This is a genomic window from Paenibacillus sp. GCM10027628 (assembly GCF_042676385.1).
Lineage (GTDB): Bacteria > Bacillota > Bacilli > Paenibacillales > NBRC-103111 > Paenibacillus_E.
Genome location: NZ_JBHTHA010000049.1, coordinates 113,742 through 136,210 on the forward strand (window position 1 = coordinate 113,742; position 22,469 = coordinate 136,210).

The following is a 22,469-nucleotide window of genomic DNA, read 5'->3' on the forward strand; positions in this document are numbered from 1 at the left end:
ACACCTCTAATCTTTCACTTCATCTTGATTCTCTTCATTAACTTCTTCTTTAAAATCACACTGAATGCATTGAATGCTGATACCGTTCTTACTCCGCTTCTCAATCAACAATGAACCGCAGTTAGGACAAGGTTTACTTACCGGCTTATCCCAGGAGACAAAGTCGCAATCCGGATAGCGGTCACATCCGAAAAATACTCGCCCCTTTTTACTTCTTCGCTCAACGATCTTGCCCTGATGACAAGTCGGACAAGTTACGCCTATATCCTTAACGATCGGTTTCGTATTCCGGCAGTCCGGGAATCCGGAGCAAGCAAGGAATTTACCGAAGCGTCCCATTTTGTAGACGAGAGGTTTTCCGCACTTTTCACAAATCTCATCGGATACTTCGTCCTGGATCTCGATCTCTTTCATTTCCTCTTCAGCGACCTCCAGCCGCTTTTCGAAGGAAGTATAAAAGGAATCCAAAACCTTCACCCAATCTTCTTTGCCCTCTTCGACAAAGTCCAGTTCTTCTTCCATGTGCGCCGTAAACTCGACATCCAGTATTTCCGGAAAAAATTCTTGCATCAGTTGAATGACGAGCTCACCAAGCTCCGTCGGAACGAACTTTTTCTCTTCGATCGCAACGTAACCACGCTTTTGAATCGTCTCCAGCGTAGGCGCGTACGTACTCGGTCGTCCGATGCCCATTTCCTCCAGTGCTCGCACTAAACGGGCTTCCGTGTATCTTGGAGGGGGTTGAGTGAAATGCTGTTTAGGATCAATGCTCTGCTGTTGCAAAGAATCACCTGGAGACATTGCCGGCAGCAGCTTATCTTCCTCCGTCGTTCCATCGTCATTGCTTTCGACATATACCTTCATGAAACCGGCAAACTTCATTTTGGAACCTGCAGCTCGGAAAATTGTTTCACCTGCAGCCAAATCTACGGTCATCGTATCCAGAATGGCTGAAGCCATTTGACTTGCCACAAAACGCTCCCAAACGAGCTTGTACAGTCGGTATTGATCCTTGCTCAGAAACTCTTTCAGCTGATCAGGTTCGCGCAGCACGGATGTTGGTCGGATCCCTTCATGCGCATCTTGCGCATTCGCGTTTTTCTTGATGTACTGCCGAGGCGTTTCCGGATAGAAAGCAGCGCCGTACTTACCAATTATGAATTCTTTCGCTTCTTCTTGGGCTACCGGAGAAATCCGTGTGGAGTCCGTACGCATATAAGTGATTAAACCTACGGTACCTTCCTTCCCAAGGTCAATTCCTTCATACAGCTGCTGGGCAACGGACATCGTCTTGGAAGCCCGGAAATTTAATTTCCTTGCTGCTTCCTGCTGCATGGAGCTTGTAATAAAAGGCGGAGAAGGATTGCGCTGACGCTCTTTCTCTTTGACCTCTTGCACCGTAAAGGTGCCGTTACCCATTGCGGCAAGAATCTCATTAACATCTTCTTGAGAGTGTAGTTCTTTTTTCTCGCCACGGATGCTGTAATATTTTGCTTCAAACACATTTTTGCCAGCATCCAAAACAACGGTAATCGACCAATACTCTTCCGGTTCAAACGCTTTGATTTCATTCTCGCGATCTTGAATCAGCTTAACGGCAACCGATTGAACGCGGCCTGCGGAAAGCCCTTTTTTTACTTTTTTCCAAAGCAGAGGACTGATTTTATATCCCACAAGTCGGTCAAGAATCCTTCTGGCCTGCTGCGCGTTTACGAGATCTTGATTAATACGTCGAGGCGTCTTGAAAGCGTCCTTAACCGCATCTTTCGTGATTTCATTAAATACAACTCGACAAGCTTCATCCGAACCCACATCCAAATAGTGGGCCAAGTGCCATGCAATCGCTTCCCCTTCACGATCCGGGTCAGCCGCCAGATATATTTTTTTAACTTTCTTGCTAGCATCTTTCAGCTCTTTAAGGATAGAGCCCTTGCCGCGTATCGTTATGTATTTAGGCTCAAAGTTACGATCTACTTCTACACCAATTTGGCTTTTCGGAAGGTCGCGAATGTGACCCATCGAGGCTTTTACGATGTATTTGCTGCCTAGATATTTTCCGATGGTTTTGGCTTTTGCTGGTGACTCAACGATGACTAAAGAATCCGCCATGGATCGTCCTTCCCCCCCTCGTATGTCAAGGTAAAGTCTATTGGCGAGAAGAAAAGCTTCTTGAATAGCTTATGCTCTCATGTAAGTAGATCCCGGAAGCTGTTTAATCGCCTTTTTCAATAGTAAAGATAACAGAACTGCATGCAAATGTCCAAACGTAAATTGACTGCTCTCTAATATTGTATCAATACTGATCGGTTCATTAGACATTATTGCCATAATTTCGCGTTCTTCTACACTCAATTCAATGACCCGAGAAGGCTTCTGCAAAGAGCTCCGATCAACGGGTTCCAACATAAAATGATAATCTTCTATTATATCTTCGACATTTGTAACTAGCTTGGCTCCCTGCTTGAGAAGTTTATGGACACCGCTGCTTTGGTTAGAATCAATCGGACCCGGAACGGCAAAAACATCTCTGGACTCATCAAGCGCAAAATCGACAGTAATCAATGAACCACTATCTTCAGCTGCTTCTATAACAGTGACCCCTAGTGACAACCCGGCAATGATTCGGTTGCGCTGGGGAAACATGCCCGGATGAATCCCCGTGCCGATCGGATACTCAGAAATAATGACGCCCTCTCGCTCAATATTCCGGTAAAGCAGCGCGTTCTCCCGCGGATAGATCTGATTAATGGCACAGCCTAAAACGGCCACCGTCTTGCCCTTGCCCTTTAATGCTCCGATATGAGCCTTACTATCGATCCCGCGTGCTAACCCGCTCACAATACCGAATCCCGCGTGTGAAAGCTCAGCCGCAAGCTCTTCGGCAATTTTTTTGCCATAAATCGTCGGCGTTCGCGTACCAACCATGCCTAATAGCTTTTGATTTAGGTATGCAGGATCACCTTTTATATATAAAATCCATGGAGGTTGAGCAATTTCTTTCAAAATAAGCGGGTAGTCTTCATCTAACAACGAAAGAATCCTGATGGATTGCTTCGTGTAAAGCTGAAGCCGCTCCTCGATAAAGGACGGGGACAACTTTTTGGCAATTTGCTCTGCGATGGAATTTTTAATTCCGGCGGAAGCAATTTCGCTTGCTGGAAGCTCGAACAATGCTTGAGGCTCCGGGAAACGGCTTAATAATTGAAGAATCGTTTTCCAACCGACGCCCTCCAGCTCATGAAGACCAAAAATAATAAGTCGATTATCCATAAGTATATACACTCCTTACCATTCTTACAAATGTTTTGAATGTCGTGAAAATAAAAAAACCTTCCAGATCCCTCTAGGAGGAATTTGGAAGGTTGCTTACCTTCAATAGAAAATGATTATTTTTTGGTAATAACTTTGTCAAGCATGCCTTTTTCTTCAAGGACAGCCACAAGTGTGGATCCCATCTCAGATGGAGTAGCAGCTACGCGGATTCCGCATCTTTCCATCGTTGCTACTTTCTCTGCAGCCGTACCTTTACCGCCGGAAATAATGGCGCCTGCGTGGCCCATACGTTTTCCTGGAGGCGCAGTTTTACCGCCGATGAAGCCAACAACCGGCTTGGTCATGTTCGCCGCAACCCACTCAGCCGCTTCTTCTTCTGCCGTACCGCCGATTTCACCGATCATGATCACGGCATACGTATCTGGATCTTCGTTGAAACGTTTGAGGATATCGATGAACTCGGAACCTTTGACAGGGTCTCCGCCGATACCTACGGCAGAAGATTGTCCGATACCGCGAGTCGTCAATTGATGAACCGCTTCGTAAGTCAGGGTTCCGGATCGGGAAACGACACCTACATGACCAGGAGTATGGATGTATCCAGGCATAATACCGATTTTGCATTCGCCTGGTGTAATAACGCCTGGGCAGTTTGGTCCGATTAAAACAGTTCTTTTGCCTTCCATGTAACGTTTTACGTTAACCATGTCAAGAACAGGAATACCTTCTGTAATACAGATAACCAGATCAAGATCGGCGTCTACCGCTTCAATGATCGATTCTGCTGCAAATGCAGGAGGAACGTAAATAACGGATGCCGTTGCACCAGTTGCTTTTTTTGCATCAACCACAGTGTTGAAAACCGGAAGCTGAACAACCTCACCGTTTTCCAAAGTGATATCAAGTTTTGTGCCGCCTTTACCTGGGGTTACGCCACCAACCATTTGTGTGCCGTAGTCAAGACCGCCTTTGGTATGAAACAAGCCCGTAGCGCCGGTAATCCCTTGAGTAATGACTTTTGTATGTTTATTGACCAAAATACTCATGATCTTTTGTTCACATCCCACTCTATAATTTGGAACTTAATATAGGGATCTTTGGTCGAAGACCAAAGTCTCTCCTCTTACTTATTTCACTAGTGCAACGATTTTTTGAGCGCCGTCCGCCATGGAATCAGCGGCAACGATGTTGAGGCCGGATTCGTTAAGAATCTTTTTGCCAAGCTCCACGTTTGTACCTTCAAGACGAACTACGAGCGGACGGGAAAGTCCAAGCTCTCTGGCTGCTGCCACAACGCCGTCAGCAATAACATCGCAACGCATGATGCCGCCGAAGATGTTGACGAAAATACCTTTTACTTGCTCATCGGAAAGGATAATTTTGAATGCTTCGGTAACTTTCTCTTTCGTAGCACCGCCCCCTACGTCAAGGAAGTTGGCAGGATCTCCGCCGTAGTGCTTAATGATGTCCATCGTAGCCATTGCAAGACCCGCACCGTTAACCATGCAACCGATGTTGCCGTCAAGCGCGATATAGCTCAGGTCATATTTGGAAGCTTGAATTTCTTTCGCATCTTCCTCTTCAAGGTCGCGAAGTGCAACGATATCTTTGTGACGGAAAAGAGCATTGGAATCAAAGTTCAATTTGGCATCCAACGCCATAACGTCGCCGTCGCCAGTTACAACCAGTGGGTTGATTTCAGCAATGGAGCAGTCTTTTTCCACGAAAGCTTTGTATAAAGCAAGCATAAATTTAGCTGCTTTACCTACAAGCTCGTTAGGAATGTTAATGTTGTAAGCGAGTCTGCGCGCTTGGAAAGCTTGAAGACCGATCGCAGGATCAACCACTTCTTTGAAGATTTTCTCTGGAGAATGCTCAGCAACCTCTTCGATTTCAGTGCCGCCTTCTTCAGAAGCCATCATAACAACGCTGCCCGTTGCACGGTCAACGACAACACCAACATAATATTCTTTCTTAATGTCACAACCTTGCTCGATAAGAAGGCGTTTCACTTCTTTACCTTCTGGACCTGTTTGGTGTGTAACAAGAACTTTTCCAAGAATTACGCTTGCATATGTACGAACTTCATCGAGGTTTTTGGCTACCTTGACGCCGCCTGCTTTACCGCGACCTCCGGCATGAATTTGCGCCTTTACAACGACGACGGATGTTCCGAGTTCTTTTGCTGCTTCAACGGCTTCGTCAACAGTAAAAGCAACTTTACCATTAGGAACGCTGACTCCGTACTGTCTCAGGACTTCTTTGCCTTGGTACTCATGGATATTCATTTCCTAAAATCCTCCTATCAGTATGGACTTTCTATACGTGCTATACAGGGGAAAAAGTGCAATTCCCAATTAATGCTGTGCACGAGATAAATCTTGCTGCCGGAATTAGTATCACACTTCTTCACAAGCCCTAACCATTGTATCACTTTTTTTCGACAGTTTCCTTATTTTTTTCGTTAATCCAGTAGAAGTTTCCTTTCACGCTGAAAAACTTTAGCTATCACTCCAACACAAAAAGAAGACGCATTTTCCATTGGATGAAAAATACGTCCCGCTTGCAGCTTCAATAGAATGTTGTTGTCGTCGTATTCATTCGCGGTTCTCTCTCGGCCTGCTTGACAAAGCGCATTTCGTTGCTTGTAAAGCTGCAAACCAAACATTGAATAGTGGGTTCAGGCTCAGCAATCGCATCGGGTTCCTTGAATTCCGTAATGCTTCCAGAGAGCGCATCTTTCACGAAGGATTGCGAATAGCTTGTAATGACATTGAACTTGACACGATTGGAACGGCAATTGGGACAAAAATACGGTTTTTCCTGCATGTTCATCACCTCTACTTCCAGTATGTGCATGTTTTAGACTTTTAAACCGCCGGCTTTCGACTTGGCATTTGCGCAATTTTACCAACTTCGTGTACAATGAAAAGAAAAATGGATCAATAAGGAAGCACCTTTTATCCCATCGAACTGCAGCCTGTGAAGCTGTGAGACTCTATGGAATGGAAGGTGTTTTTGATGTATGGAAAAGTAATGAGCGCTTGTTTGCAAGGAATAGAAGGACAGACGATCGAAGTCGAAGTTGACATTTCCAGCGGTCTTCCGCAGATCAATCTAGTCGGCCTTCCCGACTCTGCGGTACGTGAATCCGTAGAAAGGGTGCGCTCAGCAATTAAAAATGGCGGCTTTACATTTCCAATGGATCGCATCACCGTCAATCTTGCCCCTGCCGACTTGCGTAAAGAAGGCTCCTCCTTCGATCTGGCCATCGCATTGGGAATTCTCATCACGACTGCCCAAGTCCCAATCGACATGATTCAACAAACACTTTTGATCGGCGAGCTTGCTTTGGATGGGTCCCTGAGACCTGTGCCCGGGGTATTATCCATGGTTCACGCCGCCAAAAGAATCGGTATTAAACGGGTTTGCTTACCTGCGGCAAACGCCTCAGAAGCTGCTCTTATTGAAGGCATCGAAGTTTATGCAATAGCCAACTTAGCCGAGTTTAAACGCTGGAACGAGAGCACTTGCTCCGATTTCTTATTTAATGACGTTAATCAAAGGCAGGACGAAAGAACATTATCAGTTGGAGAAACACAGCTTTATCAAGATGATTACGCAGATGTTAGCGGGCAGCATCAAGTAAAGCGAGCTATGATGATCGCAGCCGCCGGCATGCACAATATACTCCTCATTGGCCCGCCGGGCACGGGCAAAACAATGCTGGTGAAGCGCATGCCCTCCATCCTGCCTCCCATGTCCGACAAAGAATCGCTAGAGGTTACCAAAATATACAGCGCCTCTGGAAAACTGCTGGATCGCACCTCCCTTATGCGCAAAAGGCCGTTCCGAGCCCCACATCACACGATATCGGCTGCAGGACTTGTCGGCGGTGGAACCATCCCAAAACCTGGAGAGGTTAGCCTTGCGCATAGAGGGATTCTGTTCCTTGATGAACTGCCGGAGTTCACGCGAAATGCCCTCGAGGTATTAAGACAGCCCCTGGAAGATCGCAATGTCACGATTGGCAGAGCGCGTGCCGTCTATACGTTCCCCTCCCAGTTCATTCTAGCTGCTGCTATGAATCCTTGTCCCTGCGGGTATTGGGGAGCTGAAACGGAAACCAATGCTTGCACCTGCAGCTTATTAAAAGTTGCTCACTATCGATCAAAAATCTCCGGCCCTCTGCTCGATCGCATTGATCTTCATATCGAGGTTCCCAAACCAAACTATGCTCAATTGAAAGAAAGGGCCGGTCATCTCTCATCCGATGAAATGCTTGATCAAGTTATGCACGCTCATCAAAGGCAACAGCGCCGATATGCCGGAAAGGGCATACAACACAATAATGAATTGAATGGAAAACTGCTTCGGCAAATATGCAAATTGACGCCCGAAGGGGATCAATTATTGAGTGCTTCTTTCGAAGCGTTAGGACTTAGCGCCAGGGCTCATGATCGTATTCTGCGACTTGCCCTTACCATTGCAGACTTGGAGCATAGCGATATCATTCAACCGCAGCATGTCGCTGAAGCGATCCAATACCGGAATTTGGATAAAAAGCAGCCCGTTCAAGAAATAATATAACCCGTATTACACGTATTACACGTAAAAAAGCCTTTTGACCGAAGTCTCCTTAGACTTTCGGATCAAAAGGCTCCAATGATATGTTCAATATGGGGAGTACCCGCATCCTCTATAGAACCAGCCCCAGCAAATTCCACCGTCATCACATCGAACCTGACTCGCTGCTCATGCTTTTTATATCGGTGCAGGTAGAATTGTGCGGTTTCTCTAACCTTCAATTGTTTTCTGTGATCAATCGATTCCTTTGCTAACCCGAAGCTAGCTGAAGGTTTTCGCGCCCTTACCTCAACAAAGACCAGAATCCCCTCAAACTCAGCAATGATATCGATCTCACCCGTTCGGCAGCGCCAATTTCGTTCGACGATCAAATAGCCTCGTTCCCGCAGGAAATCTTCCGCAAGTTCCTCACCAAGTTTACCTAATTGCTTTCGAGTATCTTTACGCAAACCGGTCATGTTATTTTCCTCTCTTGCTTCATCCTATTATCTGAGCGATAAATAAAACTAAGCACCTCAGCAACCAATTGGTAAAGCTCCGGTGGAATCTCTTGGTCCAGTTCAAGCTTGGAAAGCACTTCCACCAATGAGGAATCTTCTTGAATCGGAACTCCGTTTTCCTTTGCTTTTTGTAAAATGGTGTCGGCTATATGGCCTTTCCCTTTGGCCACAACGGTTGGCGCTCTCTGCGCTTCCGGAGCGTACCGAAGGGCTACGGCCTTTTTGATCGGAGTCGGTTTCTGCGCACCATGTTCGTCTTGCTCTTTACTCATGCGCGAAGATCCACCCCTTTGTACGGTTTAGGATGATAAAGCGAACGAAGATCCAATTTCACGCCATCGCCGGATCCCTGATTTTGATTGCTTGCATCGCTTTCTTGGATGGTCGGATAAGGCGAACATTTTAATGAGAAGAATTGATAGCCTGCTTTATTCATGGCTGTAGAAATCTCTTCCCTTGCGTTTTCCATGAATGCAGCAACGGCAGGATCATCATTGTGAATATGCAGACTTACTATTTTGTTGACTACATGGACATCTACAAGTGTATTCCCCATCGCTTTCATTTGCAGGTCAAACAAGAGCCTGCAATTGCTTGCGTCCACTTCTCCGCGCTTTCCTTTTTGGGACTGAATGTGCACGGCAGCAGACTGCTGACCCGTTCCGTCCATAAACGGGATGAAGAGGGTGACTTGCGCAAACATGGAGCTTTTATCGTTAGTCAGCATGAGCTGCTGACCTGTAATTTGGTGAATCGCTTGCTGCGCCGCTTCCTTGAGCGGCGCTGGCGTATCATCTGAGGCTGTCAGCTGCAGCAGCAGGCTCTTCAATGTATCGGCTGCAGGCTTGATGGCCTCGTCCTGCCCATCTGTTGGGACGATCGTGCCTTGCAGCAGCAGATCGTCAGTACCGCCCCGTGGGCGAAGCGCAACCTCGACACGCTCATTCAGCTTCGCTACATGAGCCTCGTGTTCCACGCCCACGGCCTTGAGCATCTTGCTGATCCAGTTTGGCTCCGGATCAGCGGCGCCTTTGTCCGGCTCAGTGCTTCGCACCTGAGCTTGCTCACCCGCCGCCTTCGGCTTCGCCGGCGGCGGGGCTCCGGGCGAACCCGCCACCGGCGGTTCGCCTTCGTGCACAGGCTCAGCGCTGCGCGCCTGAGCCCGGAGCGGCTCGGCCGCCCCCGCTGGGCGGGCGGCCGCTTGCGGCGCCGGCGGCTGTGCCGGGCCGGCGGCGGGGGGCGCCTCCGCGCGTGGCGCAGCGGAGGCAGGGCCCTGCCCGCCTGCTGGCGAAGCCGCAGGCGCCGTCTCGCCGGCAGCGGGCGGAGCCGCGCTGCCGCTAACAGGCGGCGACCCTGCGGGAGCCGCCGCGGCACTTCCGCCTGCCTGCGAAGCAGCATGCGCTGCGCCAGCCGCGGCCGGCGCCTCCGGCCGCCGCGTGAGCCCTGCCGCTGCGGCGGAAGCCCGCAGCTGATTCAGCAGCGATACCACCTGCTTCGCGGTATCGGCAGCAGGGTGTGCTGGTTGCTCCTGAAGCAGCACTGACGCTTGCTGCATGAGCCGCTCCAGCACTTGTCCAACAGCTGGACCGGTTGTAGCCTGCCGCACGGCAGCCACGGTCTCCTGCGTCAACGGCAAACCCTTTTTGAATGCAAGAACAGCCGCCTGCATCCATTCATCCTTACTCACGCCCTCCGGCGCTTGATTGAGCACCGTTGCGAACGACTGAACAGTTTCCTTGGACAGCGAAACACCTTCACGCTGGAGCGATCGAACCATTTGACGGTTGCCCGTGTTATCCTTTAACGAAAATGCTTGAAGCAATTCGCCTAACGAATCATCCGCGATTTGAACATCCGAAGATTCAAGCGGCTTAAGCAGGATTTGGCCGCCACTGGACTCAGGCTGGACCTGGAGCATGGTAACATCCCCTTGCTTCAAAGGAGTCTCCAGTTTGGCACGCACCTGAACGCCGCCTATATTCAATAACGCATCTTGGTCGCCTAACAACTGTAGGACTACACCTTTCACGATCTGTCCTACTTTGAGCTCCAGAACCTTGCTGTCTGATGCTGTCAAATCACCGACCAAACTACGAATAAGTCCACTAATATTCATGCCGATCTCACCTCAAATCCACGTTATGTATAATATCGGCATCCCTATGCTTTTTCTTTAATCGTTCGCAAACAATTCCAGCTCCATTTGTTCGGCCTGCGGCTCGGTTTGTTCCCCCTGAGCCATTATTTTTCGAATAAACAATTTGCGGTGCAAAGGCGTTGGACCGTATCGCAGCAGCATTTCTCGATGATGTTTTGTCGCATATCCTTTATGTACAGCAATCCCATACTCAGGGTACTGCTCGTCCCATTCATTACACATCCGGTCTCTTGTTACTTTCGCTATGATAGAAGCCGCGGCGATCGATTGACTAAGCGCATCCCCATGGATAATAGCCTCTTGCTCCAAATCCACATCAACCCGCTCAGCATCTACCAACAAATAATCAGGCATTACTTTCAATTGTTCCACAGCCTGCTTCATCGCCAATCTCGCAGCTTGCTTAATATTTATCGCTTCAATGGTTGCGACATCAACAATGCCGACCCCAATGGCTATCGCTTCATTCATGATTTGTTCGTAAAGTACATCGCGCTTCTTTTCCGATAGCTTCTTCGAGTCGTTGACCTCATCCAGCACATAACCCGCCGGCAATATCACAGCAGCCGCTACGACATCACCGAACAAGCACCCTCTGCCTACCTCATCAATACCTGCCAGATGGGCCATGCCTTGTTCCCAAAGACGTTTTTCAAACTCCAGCAATGGCTTTCGCCCCTTTCCGTCTCTTCATTATAAGGGAAGACGGCATCTCCGAGCCATACAAAAATGAATCGAACATGAAGCATCAAACGAATAGTTCGTTCCAGATCCTTTGCAGTTGGATTTTGTCCAACAGAAATAGTTTACTTGAGGCGAAACGCCTCCATTCATTGGATTCTCTCCAATCATTTTCCTTCAGTTGGCGAACTCCAATTCATATCCTCCAAATCCATTGGATATTTTCCAGCCTAACTTGTTGAAATAATCGTAATGCTATAATCTGCTGTATAAAATCCAATGTAGAACATATCCATCCCCCCCCTGTTCTGCAAGATTCAAAAATTGAAGTCCCCTCATCCACTACTCGTCCAACATTGCAATATGGGCTAAATCATTCCCGTAGAGAAAAAAAAGACCACGTCTCACAACCAGCACTAAGCTGTTCTAAGACATGATCTCTTTAATTTTTCCTCATAGAAAAAACCGCACCTAAAATTCTGCCGGCGTTTCCAGGCTAATACGCCCAAGTTTGCCCGCTCTAAGATCACGGATGATGATCAGCGAGGCCTTGTCTAAATCAACCTTACCGCCGCTAACGATGGCCCCTCGCTTTCGTCCGACCGCTTCCATGACTTTCACCACTTCATTCGGATCGTCCAAGTCTTCAGGCAGCTCTTCGATGCCAAACCGTTCCTTCAGTCCAGTGCCATAATGGCGGACCATGTACTTGATCACAAAAAATGCGATCTCATCCATATGGAGCAGCTCTTCTTTGATCGCACCTGTCGCTGCGAGCCTTAGACCCACCATCTGATCTTCGAATTTCGGCCATAAAATACCAGGCGTATCGAGCAGATCCATCTCGGTCCCTACTTTAATCCATTGCTGACCTTTAGTCACACCAGGTTTATCGCCGGTTGCAGCAATTTTCTTGCCTGCCAACTGATTAATCAATGTCGACTTGCCGACATTCGGGATACCTACAATCAGTGCTCTAACGGCACGCGGATTAATACCTTTGCGGAGCTGACTCTCGATTTTATGAGCCCATAAAGCTTTTGCTCTTGGCAAAATTTCCTTTACCTGCGTGCCTGAGGCTGCGTCTATCGGTAATGCCTGAAGGCCTTGATCGGCAAAATAACGAACCCATTCCGCCGTTACTTGCGGATCCGCCAAATCATGTTTATTCAGCAGCACCATTCGAGGCTTGCCTTTTAATATTTCATCTACCATCGGGTTCCGGCTGGAGAGCGGAATGCGGGCATCCAAGAGCTCAATGACGACATCTATCAGCTTAAGCTTGTCTTCAATTTGTCTTCGAGCCCTGGTCATATGGCCGGGGAACCATTGAATGGTCATAGTTTCACCTCAAATATGTATAAAACTGATTCTGTTCAGCGGCCAGAAAATGACTTCGGCCCGGCCGACTATTTTATTGAAAGGCACAAAGCCCACCCGTTTATCCCGGCTGTCTTTACTATTCGGACGGTTATCCCCCATAGCAAACACTTCATTATCCGGCACTTTCGTCTCAGGGAAGTTAGCTAATGTATTGTAAGCATGGCCTTCCTTAACAGCCTGGTCAATCGCATCCTTGATGAAAGGCTGATCGATTTCTTGACCATTAATGAACACTTTGTCGCCTTCGACTTTCACTGTTTCACCGGGAAGCGCAATTACGCGTTTAATGTAATCTTTACCTTCCGGCGCATGAAATACGATAACTTCTCCACGTTTAGGAGCACGGATGTCATAAAGAATTTTGTTTACGATCAAACGTTCACCCGTAAAAAAATTAGGACGCATGGAGTCACCATCGACGATAAATGGCGAAAACAGGAACCAGCGTATGATAATAACCAGCACACCCGCGATAACGAGCGCTTTGATCCATTCCCAGGTTTCGCTTTTTGCCGATTTAGTTGCAGGGGCGGCGGCTGCACCGTCTGTTGATGCGGATTCTATGTAAGGCTGTTCTTGATCTTTCTGTTCCATCACTGATTGCCTCTTTTCCCAGTTTTGGTTATGTGAGATATTCCGATGTGGAGAGATAAGCCTATAGAAACGAAAAGGAGACTTGCCTAAACAAGCCCCCCGGTTTCTTATCGAATTTCTTTAATTCTTGCTGCTTTACCGCGAAGACCACGCAGATAGTAGAGTTTCGCACGACGGACTTTACCACGGCGAGCCACTTCGATCTTGTCGATCTTCGGAGAATGGAAAGGGAATGTTCTCTCCACACCTACACCGTAAGAAATTTTACGAACGGTAAACGTTTCGCTAATTCCACCGCCGCGGCGTTTGATAACAACACCTTCGAACAGCTGAATACGCTCACGGGAACCCTCGATAACTTTTACGTGTACTTTCAGTGTGTCGCCTGGACGGAAATTAGGGATATCCGTACGCAGTTGTTCCTTCGTAATCTCTTGAATCAGATTCATAGTTGACTTCCTCCTTCCACACAGGTGTTCATTCCGCTTTTCTACGATGTATATACGAAGTTGCTACGCGTAGAGGACCACCAGACTCAAACAATAAAAATTCACAACAGAAACTATATTACCACAGAGAAAGTAGAAATTCAATAGAGAAGTTTTCGGGGGGGTTACTCCAGCTGCTGACGTTTCCATTCCTCCAGCCAAACCTTTTCCTTCTTGGATAATTCCCGACCTTCCAGCAAGTCAGGCCGCCGTTCCAAAGTGCGATACAGCGATTGCTGCATCCGCCAATTTTTCACATTTTCGTGATGACCTGAGAGCAAAATCTCAGGCACTTCCCAATCTCTGAATTTGACGGGTCTCGTGTAATGTGGATATTCCAGCAAACCCGTGCTGAAAGAATCCGTAACCGCAGACATTTCATTGCCAAGCACGCCTGGCAGGAGCCTGACCACGCTGTCTATAACGACCATTGCGGGCAACTCCCCCCCGGTCAATACATAATCCCCTACGGAGAGCTCGTCGGTCACCAGGTACTGCCTGATTCGCTCGTCATACCCTTCATAATGACCGCAAATGAACACGAGATGCCGCTCTGCAGAAAGTTCCTCCGCTTTACGTTGCGTGAATGTCTCACCTTGCGGGCACATGAGGATCACTCTAGGCTTCACTGATTCAGACATATCATCGTCATCGGAATTCCGATGGATGGGTAAATCCTCAACAGCGGCAAAAATCGGCTCTGGCTTCAGCACCATCCCGCCACCGCCGCCATAAGGGTAATCATCCACGGTGTTGTGCTTGTTGCCTGAGTACTCGCGAAAATTAACCGTGTTTAGAGAAACGATTCCCTTATCTCTAGCTTTTCCTAAAATGCTGGAAGAAAATACGCCATCGAACATTTCCGGAAAAAGCGTCAGCACATCGATTCTCATTCCAGCAGCCCTTCCATCAAATGAATGCGAATCGTCTTCTCGGCTACATCCACATTCAAAACAACGTCGTCGATCACCGGCAGCAACAACTGCTTCCCTTTTGGCATAGACACAACCCATACGTCATTTGCGCCTGGCGTCAGCACTTCCGTAATCTGCCCTAATGTTTCGCCTTCCTCGGTCACCACATTACAGCCGATGATCTCGTGGTAATAGTATTCCCCTTCTTCCAAAGCCTGCTGGTATTTCCCTTCTACTTTGAGCAGGGAACCTTTAAACTTCTCCACTTCGTTGATGTTCGCGAACTGTGCGAACTGCACGATGTACATGTTTTTATGTAAGCGGGAGGCTTGCACCGTCACCGGCGTTTGCTTGTTTTGAGAATCTACAATAACTAATTCGCTGCCCTTATCAAAGCGCTCCGGAAAATCCGTTTCCGAGACGATTTTCAGCTCGCCGCGAACCCCATGGGTGTTGACGATTTTACCAATCGTAAAAAGCTTCTCACTCATACTTCGTATGCCGACCTCCAAAAAAATATTTCCAACAAATGATACAAGAAAAAGGTTAGGAACATTCTCCTAACCCTCTCCCCTATGAAACAATCTCTACAGCTACACGTTTGGTTTCCTTCACTGCTGCTGACGTAACTACCGTACGGAGCGACTTCGCAATCTTGCCCTGCTTGCCGATCACTTTCCCGACATCGTCGGGGTGAACGGATAGCCTGTACTCGATCTTGTCGTCCTTCTCCTGAACCGTAACACGTACTTCTTCCGGATGATCAACAAGAGCCTTAGCAATAACCGTGATAAGATCCTTCATGAACACACCCTCCGAAAGTTAACAGATTACTTCTGTTGTTTCAGCTCGTGAAATTTAGTCATCAGACCTGCTTTGCTGAACAGACTGCGAACTGTATCGGACGGTTGCGCACCAGTTTGAAGCCATTTCAGAGCTTTCTCTTCATCAAGAGTAACAGCTGCCGGTTGAGCTACTGGATTGTAAGTACCGATTTCTTCGATAAAACGACCATCACGCGGGGAACGGGAATCCGATACCACCACACGGTAAAAAGGAGCTTTGTGAGCGCCCATACGTTTAAGACGAATACGTACTGCCATTTATGAATCACCTCCAACATAGGATAAAAGCTTGCTTCTATTTAGAAAGGAAATTTGAATCCTTTACCTAACTTTTTCATACCTTTGGCACCTTTAGGTCCCATCATGCCTGAGAATTGCTTCATCATCTTGCGCATATCCTCAAACTGCTTAATAAAGCGATTGACCTCTTGCACGGTGTTGCCGCTTCCCGAGGCAATCCGTTTGCGTCGGTTCGCATTCAGCAGCTCTGGCTTGCGTTTCTCTTCCTTCGTCATCGATTTCACAATCGCTTCCACGCGTGCCATTTGTTTATCGTCGACTTTGAGGTCCTTCATGCCTTTAATCTTATTGGCTCCAGGCAGCATATCGAGAATCTGATCCAGCGGACCGAGCTTCTTAACCTGCTCCATCTGATCCAGAAAATCTTCGAAGGTGAATTCGGCGTTGCGCATTTTGCGCTCCATTTCTTTCGCCTTATCCATATCGATACCGGCTTGCGCCTTCTCAATCAACGTAAGCACATCGCCCATGCCAAGAATCCGCGATGCCATCCGATCCGGGAAGAAGGGCTCGAGGGCATCCATTTTCTCGCCGCTAGCCGCAAACTTGATCGGACAGCCTGTCACAGCTTTGACAGATAGCGCCGCACCGCCGCGGGTATCGCCATCGAGCTTGGTTAGAACGACGCCTGTCAGCTCTAACTGCTGATGGAAGCTTTCAGCTACATTGACTGCATCTTGTCCGGTCATGGCATCCACTACAAGCAGAATTTCATCTGGCAGAACGGCCGTACGCACATTTTTCAGCTCGTCCATCAAACTCTCGTCAATGTGCAAGCGCCCCGCCGTATCGATGATGACATAGTCATTGCCATTATCTTTGGCATGCTGCAGACCTGCCTTAGCGATGTCAACAGGATTGACCTGGTCACCCATCGCGAATACAGGAACTTTCAACTGCTCACCGAGCACTTGCAATTGTTTAATCGCAGCAGGACGGTAAATGTCGCAAGCGACGAGCAGCGGCCGGTGATTTTGCTTTTGAAGCAGCTTAGCCAGTTTACCGGAAGTCGTCGTTTTACCTGCCCCTTGCAAACCGGCCATCATAATGACCGTCGGCGGTCGGTTCGATCGAGCCAGCTTGCTTTGCGTGCCGCCCATCAACGCCGTCAATTCTTTGTTCACGATATCGATAACGACCATGCCTGGCGTGAAAGATTTCATCACTTCTTGACCGACAGCTTGCTCTTTCACCTTAGCGATGAAGTCTTTTACTACTTTAAAGTTAACGTCTGCTTCAAGCAGCGCTAACCGAACCTCGCGAAGCGCTTCGCCTACATCCTCTTCCGACAGCTTCCCTTTGCTTCTCAGCTTGCCGAATACGTTCTGCAGCCGGTTTGCCAATCCTTCAAATGCCATGCGCTTCACCTCTCTTCGTAGACATTAATCGATCCCTATCATTGTATCAAAAAGCTCGCTTGTTTTCCTCTTTAGCTCCGGTTCGCAAGCATCCAGCACTTGCTCCAGCTCTTCCCGGAGTTTTATACGCTGCTCATGCTTATGTAAAAGCTTCAATTTATTCTCATATTCTTGCAGCGTTAGTTCCGCACGCTTGATATGCTCATATACCGCTTGGCGGCTAATCTCGAAATTCTCGGCAATTTCTCCGAGCGAATAATCGTCATGAAAATACAACTCAAGAAACGTTCGCTGCTTCTCGGTCAATAACGGCTCATAGAAATCAAACAGCAGGTTAATCCGATTCGTTTTCTCCAGCATTTGATCGACAGGCACTATAGCCACCTCCGTAAAGGTTGAACCCTTGACAGCAGCACAACAGAACCTATCATACTGAATTCCCGGACTAATGTCAAGCATTTGACCTTGTCACATGAAAAAGAAAAAATCCTTGCTATCCGGCTATCGGCTAACAAGGGTTTTAATTAGGGTTAACTGGCTTTTTAACCTTGTACTTCCTCTTTTTGTTCATTAATCCATTTGCCGAAAAGCGCATGAACGAATTGTTCGGAATCGAACGGCTGAAGATCATCCATTTTCTCGCCGAGACCGACAAACTTAACAGGCAGCGATAATTCCTGACGGATCGCCACAACGATTCCGCCTTTTGCCGTACCGTCAAGCTTCGAGAGCACAAGCCCCGTCAAACCTGTTTTATCGCCAAAAAGCTTCGCCTGACTCAGCGCATTTTGACCTGTTGTCGCGTCAAGAACCAGAATAACTTCATGCGGAGCATCCGGCACCTCGCGTTGAATGACACGGTAAATTTTGTTCAACTCTTCCATCAGATTAACTTTGTTTTGCAAACGGCCCGCCGTATCACAAAGCAAAATGTCGACACCGCGCGTCTTGGCGGCTTGTACGGCATCATACATCACCGCGGCAGGATCCGCGCCTGATTGCTGCTTGATGACATCCACGCCAACACGCTGGCCCCAGGTCTCAAGCTGCTCAATCGCACCGGCACGAAACGTGTCTCCCGCTGCCATGAGTACCTTTTTCCCTTGTGATTTGAACATGTGGGCCATTTTTCCGATCGTCGTCGTTTTTCCGACGCCATTCACACCGACGAACAGAATAACGGATAATCCATTTGGATTCAAATTGAGTCCGGTGCCAGCATCGCCTTTAAGCAGCTCGATCAGCTTCTCGGAAAGAATCGGCTGGAGCTCGCCCGGGTCTTCGATTTTACGCTTTTTGACTTCGGCGCGAAGGTCATCGATCAACTTCAGTACGGTGTTCACGCCTACGTCGGCGCCAATTAAAATTTCTTCAAGCTCTTCGTAGAAATCTTCGTCGATTTTTTTGCGGCGGCTGAATAAATCGTCCACACGGTCTACAAAAGCATCTCTCGTCTTCGAAAGACCTTCTTTGAACTTATTCGTAACCGCTTCGGCCTTGCTGGAAATACTCTCTTTCAAACGTTTAAAAAAACTCATGGCTCCTCCTAAATTCGCCCCAAAATTTTAAAGAAAAATTAAGCAGATACGACGGCTTCCTCATCCTCTAATCGAACGGAAACCAGTTTGGATACGCCGCCTTCCTGCATCGTAACCCCATAGAGCACATCAGCTTCTTCCATCGTACCTTTACGATGCGTAACGACAATGAACTGCGTCACTTCGGAGAACTCGCGCAGATACTCGGCAAAACGCGCTACATTCGCCTCATCCAGCGCCGCCTCAACCTCATCGAGCACGCAGAACGGTACCGGCTTCACATGGATGATTGAGAACAATAAAGCGATCGCTGTCAGAGCACGCTCGCCTCCGGAGAGCAACTGCAGGTTTTGCAGCTTTTTGCCCGGCGGCTGGGCCACGATCTCAATGCCCGTATCGAGCAGGTTATCAGGCTCGGACAAAATCAGATCCGCCCGCCCGCCGCCGAATAGTTTGGCAAACACGACGACGAAATGCGAGCGAATCGCATCAAACGTCGTCTTGAAACGTTTGGACATCTCTTGATCCATCTCGCGAATGACTTGATACAGTGTCGTTTTCGCTTCGATCAAGTCATTTTTCTGGGCGCTGAGGAACTCATAGCGCTCGGAAACCCGTGCGAATTCTTCGATCGCGCCAAGGTTCACTTCACCAAGCGAAGTGATTTCCCGCTTCAACTCGCGAACAAGGCTCTGCGTCCCGGCAACATCCTCCGGAACAGGGTAGCGCACCTTTGCAAGCTCGTAGCTGAGTTCGTATTCTTCGCCAAGCTTCTTTAGCAAGTTCTCGAGTTCAACATCCAGCCGGTTCACACGAACCTCCGTTTGATGCAGATTCTCTTCGACCTGTTTGAGCTGAATACGCTGAGCGCGCGTTTCATTCTCTCCCTGTTCCAGCTTCTGCAGCCAGTCCGTCCGCTCCGCGCGCTTGAAATCGATTTGCTCGGCACATTGCTGTTTCCTGAGCTTGAGATCATTCAACTGCTCGATCTGCAGCACCGTTTCCTGCTCGAGCGCTTCCATATCCTGCTCCAGCTGTCCCAGCAACTGGCGGTTTGTTTCCGTCTCGCGGTCTGAATCCGCCAAATCCTGCTGTAAGCGGCGCTGCTGATCCTGCAGCGATTGTTTCTCTTGGGAGATTGATGCGACCTTCACCTTTAAATCGGTGAGTTGACTTTGCAGTTCTTCTTTCTCCGACTCGCTTGCTTTACGCGAGCTCTCGGCATCCCGTATCGCTTGCTGCAAGGAGGCCTCCTCTTGCTGAAGATCGGCCAGCGCTTGCTCTGATTCCACTTTCTTCTTAGCAAAGTCTGTCTGCTCGGCAAGGAGTGATTCTCGATCTTGACTATCGAGTGAAAGCTGCTCCTCTACCGTGCGATTCTCGGATTCCAACGGACCTAGTTCTGCTCGAATCTGCTGCTCCGTGATGCGCTGCTGCTCGCCAAGCTGGCGAAGCTGCTCGATATTCATCATATCGTCAGTGATTTCACGTTTTATCGTCGACGTTTTGTCCCTAAGACTGTCCAGTTGTTGCTGGGAGGTCTTAATTTCTTGATCCAGCTCCTCGATTTGGCGCTGACGGCCTAACAAATTGGTCGTTTTCTTCGCCAAGCTACCGCCTGTCATGGAACCGCCCGGGTTGACCACGTCGCCTTCCAGCGTGACGACACGATAACGGTACTGCGCTTTAGCGGCAATATGGTTCGCATCTTCCAGACTTTGCGCGACAACGACATTGCCCAGCAAACTGGAGAAAATGTTTTGATAAGTCGCGTCAAACTCAATGAGATCGACGGCGATGCCCACAAAACCCTTCGCGGCTTTAAGGGCGCCAATCTCATGATCCGCAATGGATCGGCCGCGAATGACGTTCATCGGCAGGAAGGTAGCCCGTCCCATTTGCCGACGTTTCAAAAAGGCAATGGCTTCGCGCCCATCGGCTTCCGTCTCAACAACGATATTTTGCAGGGCCCCGCCTAATGCCGTTTCAATCGCAATCTCAACGTCAGCAGGAACTTTGACAAGCTCGGCGACAGCCCCGCGAATGCCTCGCAGATCTTTACGGCTTTTCGCCTTCAGCACTTCCTTTACGCCCTGCATAAAGCCGTCGTAGTCATTGGCCATCTCTTTCATTGTATCGCGGCGGGAAGTTAGGGCGTCGAGCTTCTGCTCCCACTTGCGCAGCGTAGATTGCGCTTCATCCAACAAGCCTTGCTTCCCTTTCAATTTCTGGGTTAGCTCCGCATAGCGATGGCGAACGTCGTCAATCTCTCGAAGTGTCTCTTCCAGCTTCGCAGTCAGCTCTTCTTTCCGCAGCGCGATCTTTTCTCGCTGCTCCGCCCACTTTTGGCGCTCTTCATCCAGTCTTTCCAATCTGCGGCCGATACTTTCCGTTTGCTGTTCGGCATAACGAATTTCATTGCGCGCCTGCGCCATGCGGTTGAGCGTTTCCAAAAGCTCGCCTTTGAGCTGATCTTCAGGAGCTGAACTGATCCCGCCGTTAACACCAAGCAAGCGTTGTTCTTCGGCATTTAACTTGGCCTGAAACTCAAACAATTGAGCGCCAATCTGGATAATCTTGTCTCTTTGTTCGGCGAGTTCGGCCTCTTTATCGGCCCTTCGCTGCTCCTGCAAAGCAATCGTATTGGTTAACTGCTCACGATTAGCCATGTAGTTCTTTTTCCGCTCTTTGAGCACCTCGCCGTGCCCTTCGCTTTTCTCGAACTCTTCGCTCAACTGAAGCAAGCTCTCTTGAAGCTTTTCCAATTCCTCTTCGAGTCTTCGCGTTTCCCAGCGATGCTTCTCTAGCTGGGCATCATGCTGATTGACCACGGTTGAAAGCTCGGTCTGCTCTTTTTGGAGTCTTTCCAGCTTCTGAGTCGCTTCATTCCAATTGACGTAAATTTGATCAATTTGATGAACGTACATCGAAATCTCGCTGCTTTTTAACTTCTCACGCAATTCTTTATAACGAATCGCCTTCTCCGACTGTTCGCGCAGCGGCTCGATTTGATCTTCCAGTTCGGAAACCAGATCATGGATGCGCAGCAAATTTTGCTCGGTATCGCCAAGCTTCTTCTCCGCTTCCCGTTTACGCGATTTATATTTAACAATCCCCGAAGCCTCTTCAAAAATACCCCGGCGATCTTCCGATTTCGTACTTAAGATTTCTTCAATCCGGCCTTGTCCGATAATGGAATAAGCTTCTTTACCGATCCCTGTATCCATAAACAGTTCGGTGATATCTTTCAATCGGCAGGGCTGCTTATTGATTAAATATTCGCTTTCTCCGCTACGATGTACCCGCCTTGTAACCGTCACTTCTGTAAAATCCAATGGTAGCGACTGCGAACTATTATCCAGCGTCAAAGATACTTCACCATAATTGACCGCTCTACGGGCATCGCTGCCTGCAAAAATGACATCCTCCATTTTACCGCCGCGCAAAGACTTCGCGCTTTGCTCCCCGAGGACCCAGCGAATGCCGTCGGAAATGTTACTTTTGCCGCTGCCGTTAGGACCTACCACCGCGGTAATCCCGCGCACAAACTCCAGCTCCGTCCGGTCAGCGAAAGACTTAAATCCGGATAATTCAATCCGTCTCAAAAACATGGTCTCACCTCGAAAATTATTGTAACATATCCCATATGAAAAAAGAGATAAAAAGTGCGACCATTACGCATTAAATAAGCGAAATCCCATAACAGGTACCCATGTAATTTTTGCGTCAATTGAGTCTTAAATAGGGAATGAACTTGTTATCGTTCATCTTCTCGTAAAGATGAAAAATACATTAAGCATGCATCAAACCTAACATGAAAATTTCAATCACATAATTTCCTATTTTAGGA

Annotated in this window: 21 protein-coding genes; 1 reads left to right on the forward strand and 20 read right to left on the reverse strand. The window is 48.4% G+C overall.

All coding sequences use genetic code 11. The features are described from left to right. Positions 1-6 precede the first annotated feature (6 nt). From topA to ACFQZT_RS30420, 5 genes are all read right to left on the reverse strand, one after another. On the reverse strand, positions 7-2,109 hold the full coding sequence (gene topA, locus ACFQZT_RS30400; protein ID WP_379306356.1) for a type I DNA topoisomerase: 2,103 nt from the start codon (positions 2,107-2,109) through the stop codon (positions 7-9). Between the two features lie 69 nt (positions 2,110-2,178). Further along, the gene (gene dprA / locus ACFQZT_RS30405) at positions 2,179-3,270 is read right to left on the reverse strand and encodes a DNA-processing protein DprA (RefSeq protein WP_379306358.1); all 1,092 of its coding nucleotides are present in this window, start codon (positions 3,268-3,270) and stop codon (positions 2,179-2,181) included. Between the two features lie 116 nt (positions 3,271-3,386). Beyond that, positions 3,387-4,319, reverse strand: coding sequence for a succinate--CoA ligase subunit alpha (gene sucD, locus ACFQZT_RS30410; protein ID WP_379306360.1), 933 nt, complete (start codon positions 4,317-4,319; stop codon positions 3,387-3,389). An 81-nt stretch (positions 4,320-4,400) separates the two neighbouring features. Continuing rightward, entirely contained in the window at positions 4,401-5,561 is a 1,161-nt protein-coding gene (sucC, locus tag ACFQZT_RS30415; RefSeq protein WP_379306362.1) for an ADP-forming succinate--CoA ligase subunit beta, read from the reverse strand. 283 nt (positions 5,562-5,844) lie between these two features. Continuing rightward, positions 5,845-6,108: a hypothetical protein gene (locus ACFQZT_RS30420; protein ID WP_379306364.1), complete on the reverse strand. Its 264-nt coding sequence runs from the start codon at positions 6,106-6,108 to the stop codon at positions 5,845-5,847. Between the two features lie 186 nt (positions 6,109-6,294). Here ACFQZT_RS30420 and ACFQZT_RS30425 point away from each other — a divergent pair, with 186 nt between their 5' ends. Next, entirely contained in the window at positions 6,295-7,863 is a 1,569-nt protein-coding gene (locus ACFQZT_RS30425; protein WP_379306366.1) for a YifB family Mg chelatase-like AAA ATPase, read from the forward strand. Between the two features lie 62 nt (positions 7,864-7,925). On the opposite strand, the gene ACFQZT_RS30430 is transcribed toward ACFQZT_RS30425, so the two are convergent. The 15 genes from ACFQZT_RS30430 to smc all read right to left on the reverse strand — a co-directional run bounded on the left by ACFQZT_RS30430 (position 7,926) and on the right by smc (position 22,230). Further along, entirely contained in the window at positions 7,926-8,318 is a 393-nt protein-coding gene (locus ACFQZT_RS30430) for a YraN family protein (RefSeq protein WP_379306368.1), read from the reverse strand. Then, positions 8,315-8,632, reverse strand: a complete 318-nt coding sequence (locus tag ACFQZT_RS30435) for an EscU/YscU/HrcU family type III secretion system export apparatus switch protein (RefSeq protein ID WP_379306370.1) — start codon at positions 8,630-8,632, stop codon at positions 8,315-8,317. The genes ACFQZT_RS30430 and ACFQZT_RS30435 overlap by 4 nt, the downstream gene beginning before the upstream one ends. Further along, the gene (locus tag ACFQZT_RS30440; RefSeq protein WP_379306372.1) at positions 8,629-10,476 is read right to left on the reverse strand and encodes a hypothetical protein; all 1,848 of its coding nucleotides are present in this window, start codon (positions 10,474-10,476) and stop codon (positions 8,629-8,631) included. Before ACFQZT_RS30440 ends, ACFQZT_RS30435 begins: the two co-directional genes overlap by 4 nt. 57 nt (positions 10,477-10,533) lie before the next feature. Then, positions 10,534-11,184, reverse strand: coding sequence for a ribonuclease HII (locus tag ACFQZT_RS30445; protein WP_379306374.1), 651 nt, complete (start codon positions 11,182-11,184; stop codon positions 10,534-10,536). A 486-nt stretch (positions 11,185-11,670) separates the two neighbouring features. Continuing rightward, complete coding sequence (gene ylqF / locus ACFQZT_RS30450; protein WP_379306376.1) at positions 11,671-12,540, reverse strand: ribosome biogenesis GTPase YlqF; 870 nt, start codon at positions 12,538-12,540, stop codon at positions 11,671-11,673. Between the two features lie 9 nt (positions 12,541-12,549). After that, complete coding sequence (lepB, locus tag ACFQZT_RS30455) at positions 12,550-13,176, reverse strand: signal peptidase I (protein WP_379306378.1); 627 nt, start codon at positions 13,174-13,176, stop codon at positions 12,550-12,552. Between the two features lie 107 nt (positions 13,177-13,283). After that, on the reverse strand, positions 13,284-13,625 hold the full coding sequence (rplS, locus tag ACFQZT_RS30460) for a 50S ribosomal protein L19 (protein ID WP_379306380.1): 342 nt from the start codon (positions 13,623-13,625) through the stop codon (positions 13,284-13,286). 164 nt (positions 13,626-13,789) lie between these two features. Further along, complete coding sequence (gene trmD, locus ACFQZT_RS30465; RefSeq protein WP_379306382.1) at positions 13,790-14,557, reverse strand: tRNA (guanosine(37)-N1)-methyltransferase TrmD; 768 nt, start codon at positions 14,555-14,557, stop codon at positions 13,790-13,792. Then, the gene (rimM, locus tag ACFQZT_RS30470) at positions 14,554-15,069 is read right to left on the reverse strand and encodes a ribosome maturation factor RimM (RefSeq protein WP_379306384.1); all 516 of its coding nucleotides are present in this window, start codon (positions 15,067-15,069) and stop codon (positions 14,554-14,556) included. The genes trmD and rimM overlap by 4 nt, the downstream gene beginning before the upstream one ends. A gap of 82 nt (positions 15,070-15,151) precedes the next feature. Continuing rightward, positions 15,152-15,382 (reverse strand): KH domain-containing protein, encoded by a 231-nt coding sequence (locus ACFQZT_RS30475; protein WP_270878580.1) that lies wholly within the window; start codon positions 15,380-15,382, stop codon positions 15,152-15,154. Positions 15,383-15,408: 26 nt separating this feature from the next. Continuing rightward, complete coding sequence (gene rpsP / locus ACFQZT_RS30480) at positions 15,409-15,681, reverse strand: 30S ribosomal protein S16 (RefSeq protein WP_188174190.1); 273 nt, start codon at positions 15,679-15,681, stop codon at positions 15,409-15,411. A gap of 41 nt (positions 15,682-15,722) precedes the next feature. Beyond that, positions 15,723-17,081, reverse strand: a complete 1,359-nt coding sequence (gene ffh / locus ACFQZT_RS30485; protein WP_379306387.1) for a signal recognition particle protein — start codon at positions 17,079-17,081, stop codon at positions 15,723-15,725. A gap of 24 nt (positions 17,082-17,105) precedes the next feature. Further along, positions 17,106-17,441, reverse strand: coding sequence for a putative DNA-binding protein (locus ACFQZT_RS30490; protein WP_379306416.1), 336 nt, complete (start codon positions 17,439-17,441; stop codon positions 17,106-17,108). Between the two features lie 182 nt (positions 17,442-17,623). Continuing rightward, on the reverse strand, positions 17,624-18,619 hold the full coding sequence (gene ftsY, locus ACFQZT_RS30495; RefSeq protein ID WP_379306390.1) for a signal recognition particle-docking protein FtsY: 996 nt from the start codon (positions 18,617-18,619) through the stop codon (positions 17,624-17,626). Positions 18,620-18,657: 38 nt separating this feature from the next. Beyond that, on the reverse strand, positions 18,658-22,230 hold the full coding sequence (smc, locus tag ACFQZT_RS30500) for a chromosome segregation protein SMC (protein ID WP_379306392.1): 3,573 nt from the start codon (positions 22,228-22,230) through the stop codon (positions 18,658-18,660). Between the last annotated feature and the right edge of the window lie 239 nt (positions 22,231-22,469).

Coding starts and splice junctions, on each gene's coding strand:
- ftsY (WP_379306390.1), bottom strand. CDS start 18,619: ATGAGTTTTTTTAAACGTTTGAAAGAGAGTATTTCCAGCAAGGCCGAA.
- ACFQZT_RS30440 (WP_379306372.1), bottom strand. CDS start 10,476: ATGAATATTAGTGGACTTATTCGTAGTTTGGTCGGTGATTTGACAGCA.
- sucD (WP_379306360.1), bottom strand. CDS start 4,319: ATGAGTATTTTGGTCAATAAACATACAAAAGTCATTACTCAAGGGATT.
- rimM (WP_379306384.1), bottom strand. CDS start 15,069: ATGAGTGAGAAGCTTTTTACGATTGGTAAAATCGTCAACACCCATGGG.
- ACFQZT_RS30475 (WP_270878580.1), bottom strand. CDS start 15,382: ATGAAGGATCTTATCACGGTTATTGCTAAGGCTCTTGTTGATCATCCG.
- ACFQZT_RS30420 (WP_379306364.1), bottom strand. CDS start 6,108: ATGAACATGCAGGAAAAACCGTATTTTTGTCCCAATTGCCGTTCCAAT.
- trmD (WP_379306382.1), bottom strand. CDS start 14,557: ATGAGAATCGATGTGCTGACGCTTTTTCCGGAAATGTTCGATGGCGTA.
- lepB (WP_379306378.1), bottom strand. CDS start 13,176: ATGGAACAGAAAGATCAAGAACAGCCTTACATAGAATCCGCATCAACA.
- ACFQZT_RS30490 (WP_379306416.1), bottom strand. CDS start 17,441: ATGCTGGAGAAAACGAATCGGATTAACCTGCTGTTTGATTTCTATGAG.
- ACFQZT_RS30430 (WP_379306368.1), bottom strand. CDS start 8,318: ATGACCGGTTTGCGTAAAGATACTCGAAAGCAATTAGGTAAACTTGGT.
- dprA (WP_379306358.1), bottom strand. CDS start 3,270: ATGGATAATCGACTTATTATTTTTGGTCTTCATGAGCTGGAGGGCGTC.
- ffh (WP_379306387.1), bottom strand. CDS start 17,081: ATGGCATTTGAAGGATTGGCAAACCGGCTGCAGAACGTATTCGGCAAG.
- rpsP (WP_188174190.1), bottom strand. CDS start 15,681: ATGGCAGTACGTATTCGTCTTAAACGTATGGGCGCTCACAAAGCTCCT.
- ACFQZT_RS30435 (WP_379306370.1), bottom strand. CDS start 8,632: ATGAGTAAAGAGCAAGACGAACATGGTGCGCAGAAACCGACTCCGATC.
- sucC (WP_379306362.1), bottom strand. CDS start 5,561: ATGAATATCCATGAGTACCAAGGCAAAGAAGTCCTGAGACAGTACGGA.
- rplS (WP_379306380.1), bottom strand. CDS start 13,625: ATGAATCTGATTCAAGAGATTACGAAGGAACAACTGCGTACGGATATC.
- ACFQZT_RS30425 (WP_379306366.1), top strand. CDS start 6,295: ATGTATGGAAAAGTAATGAGCGCTTGTTTGCAAGGAATAGAAGGACAG.
- smc (WP_379306392.1), bottom strand. CDS start 22,230: ATGTTTTTGAGACGGATTGAATTATCCGGATTTAAGTCTTTCGCTGAC.
- ylqF (WP_379306376.1), bottom strand. CDS start 12,540: ATGACCATTCAATGGTTCCCCGGCCATATGACCAGGGCTCGAAGACAA.
- topA (WP_379306356.1), bottom strand. CDS start 2,109: ATGGCGGATTCTTTAGTCATCGTTGAGTCACCAGCAAAAGCCAAAACC.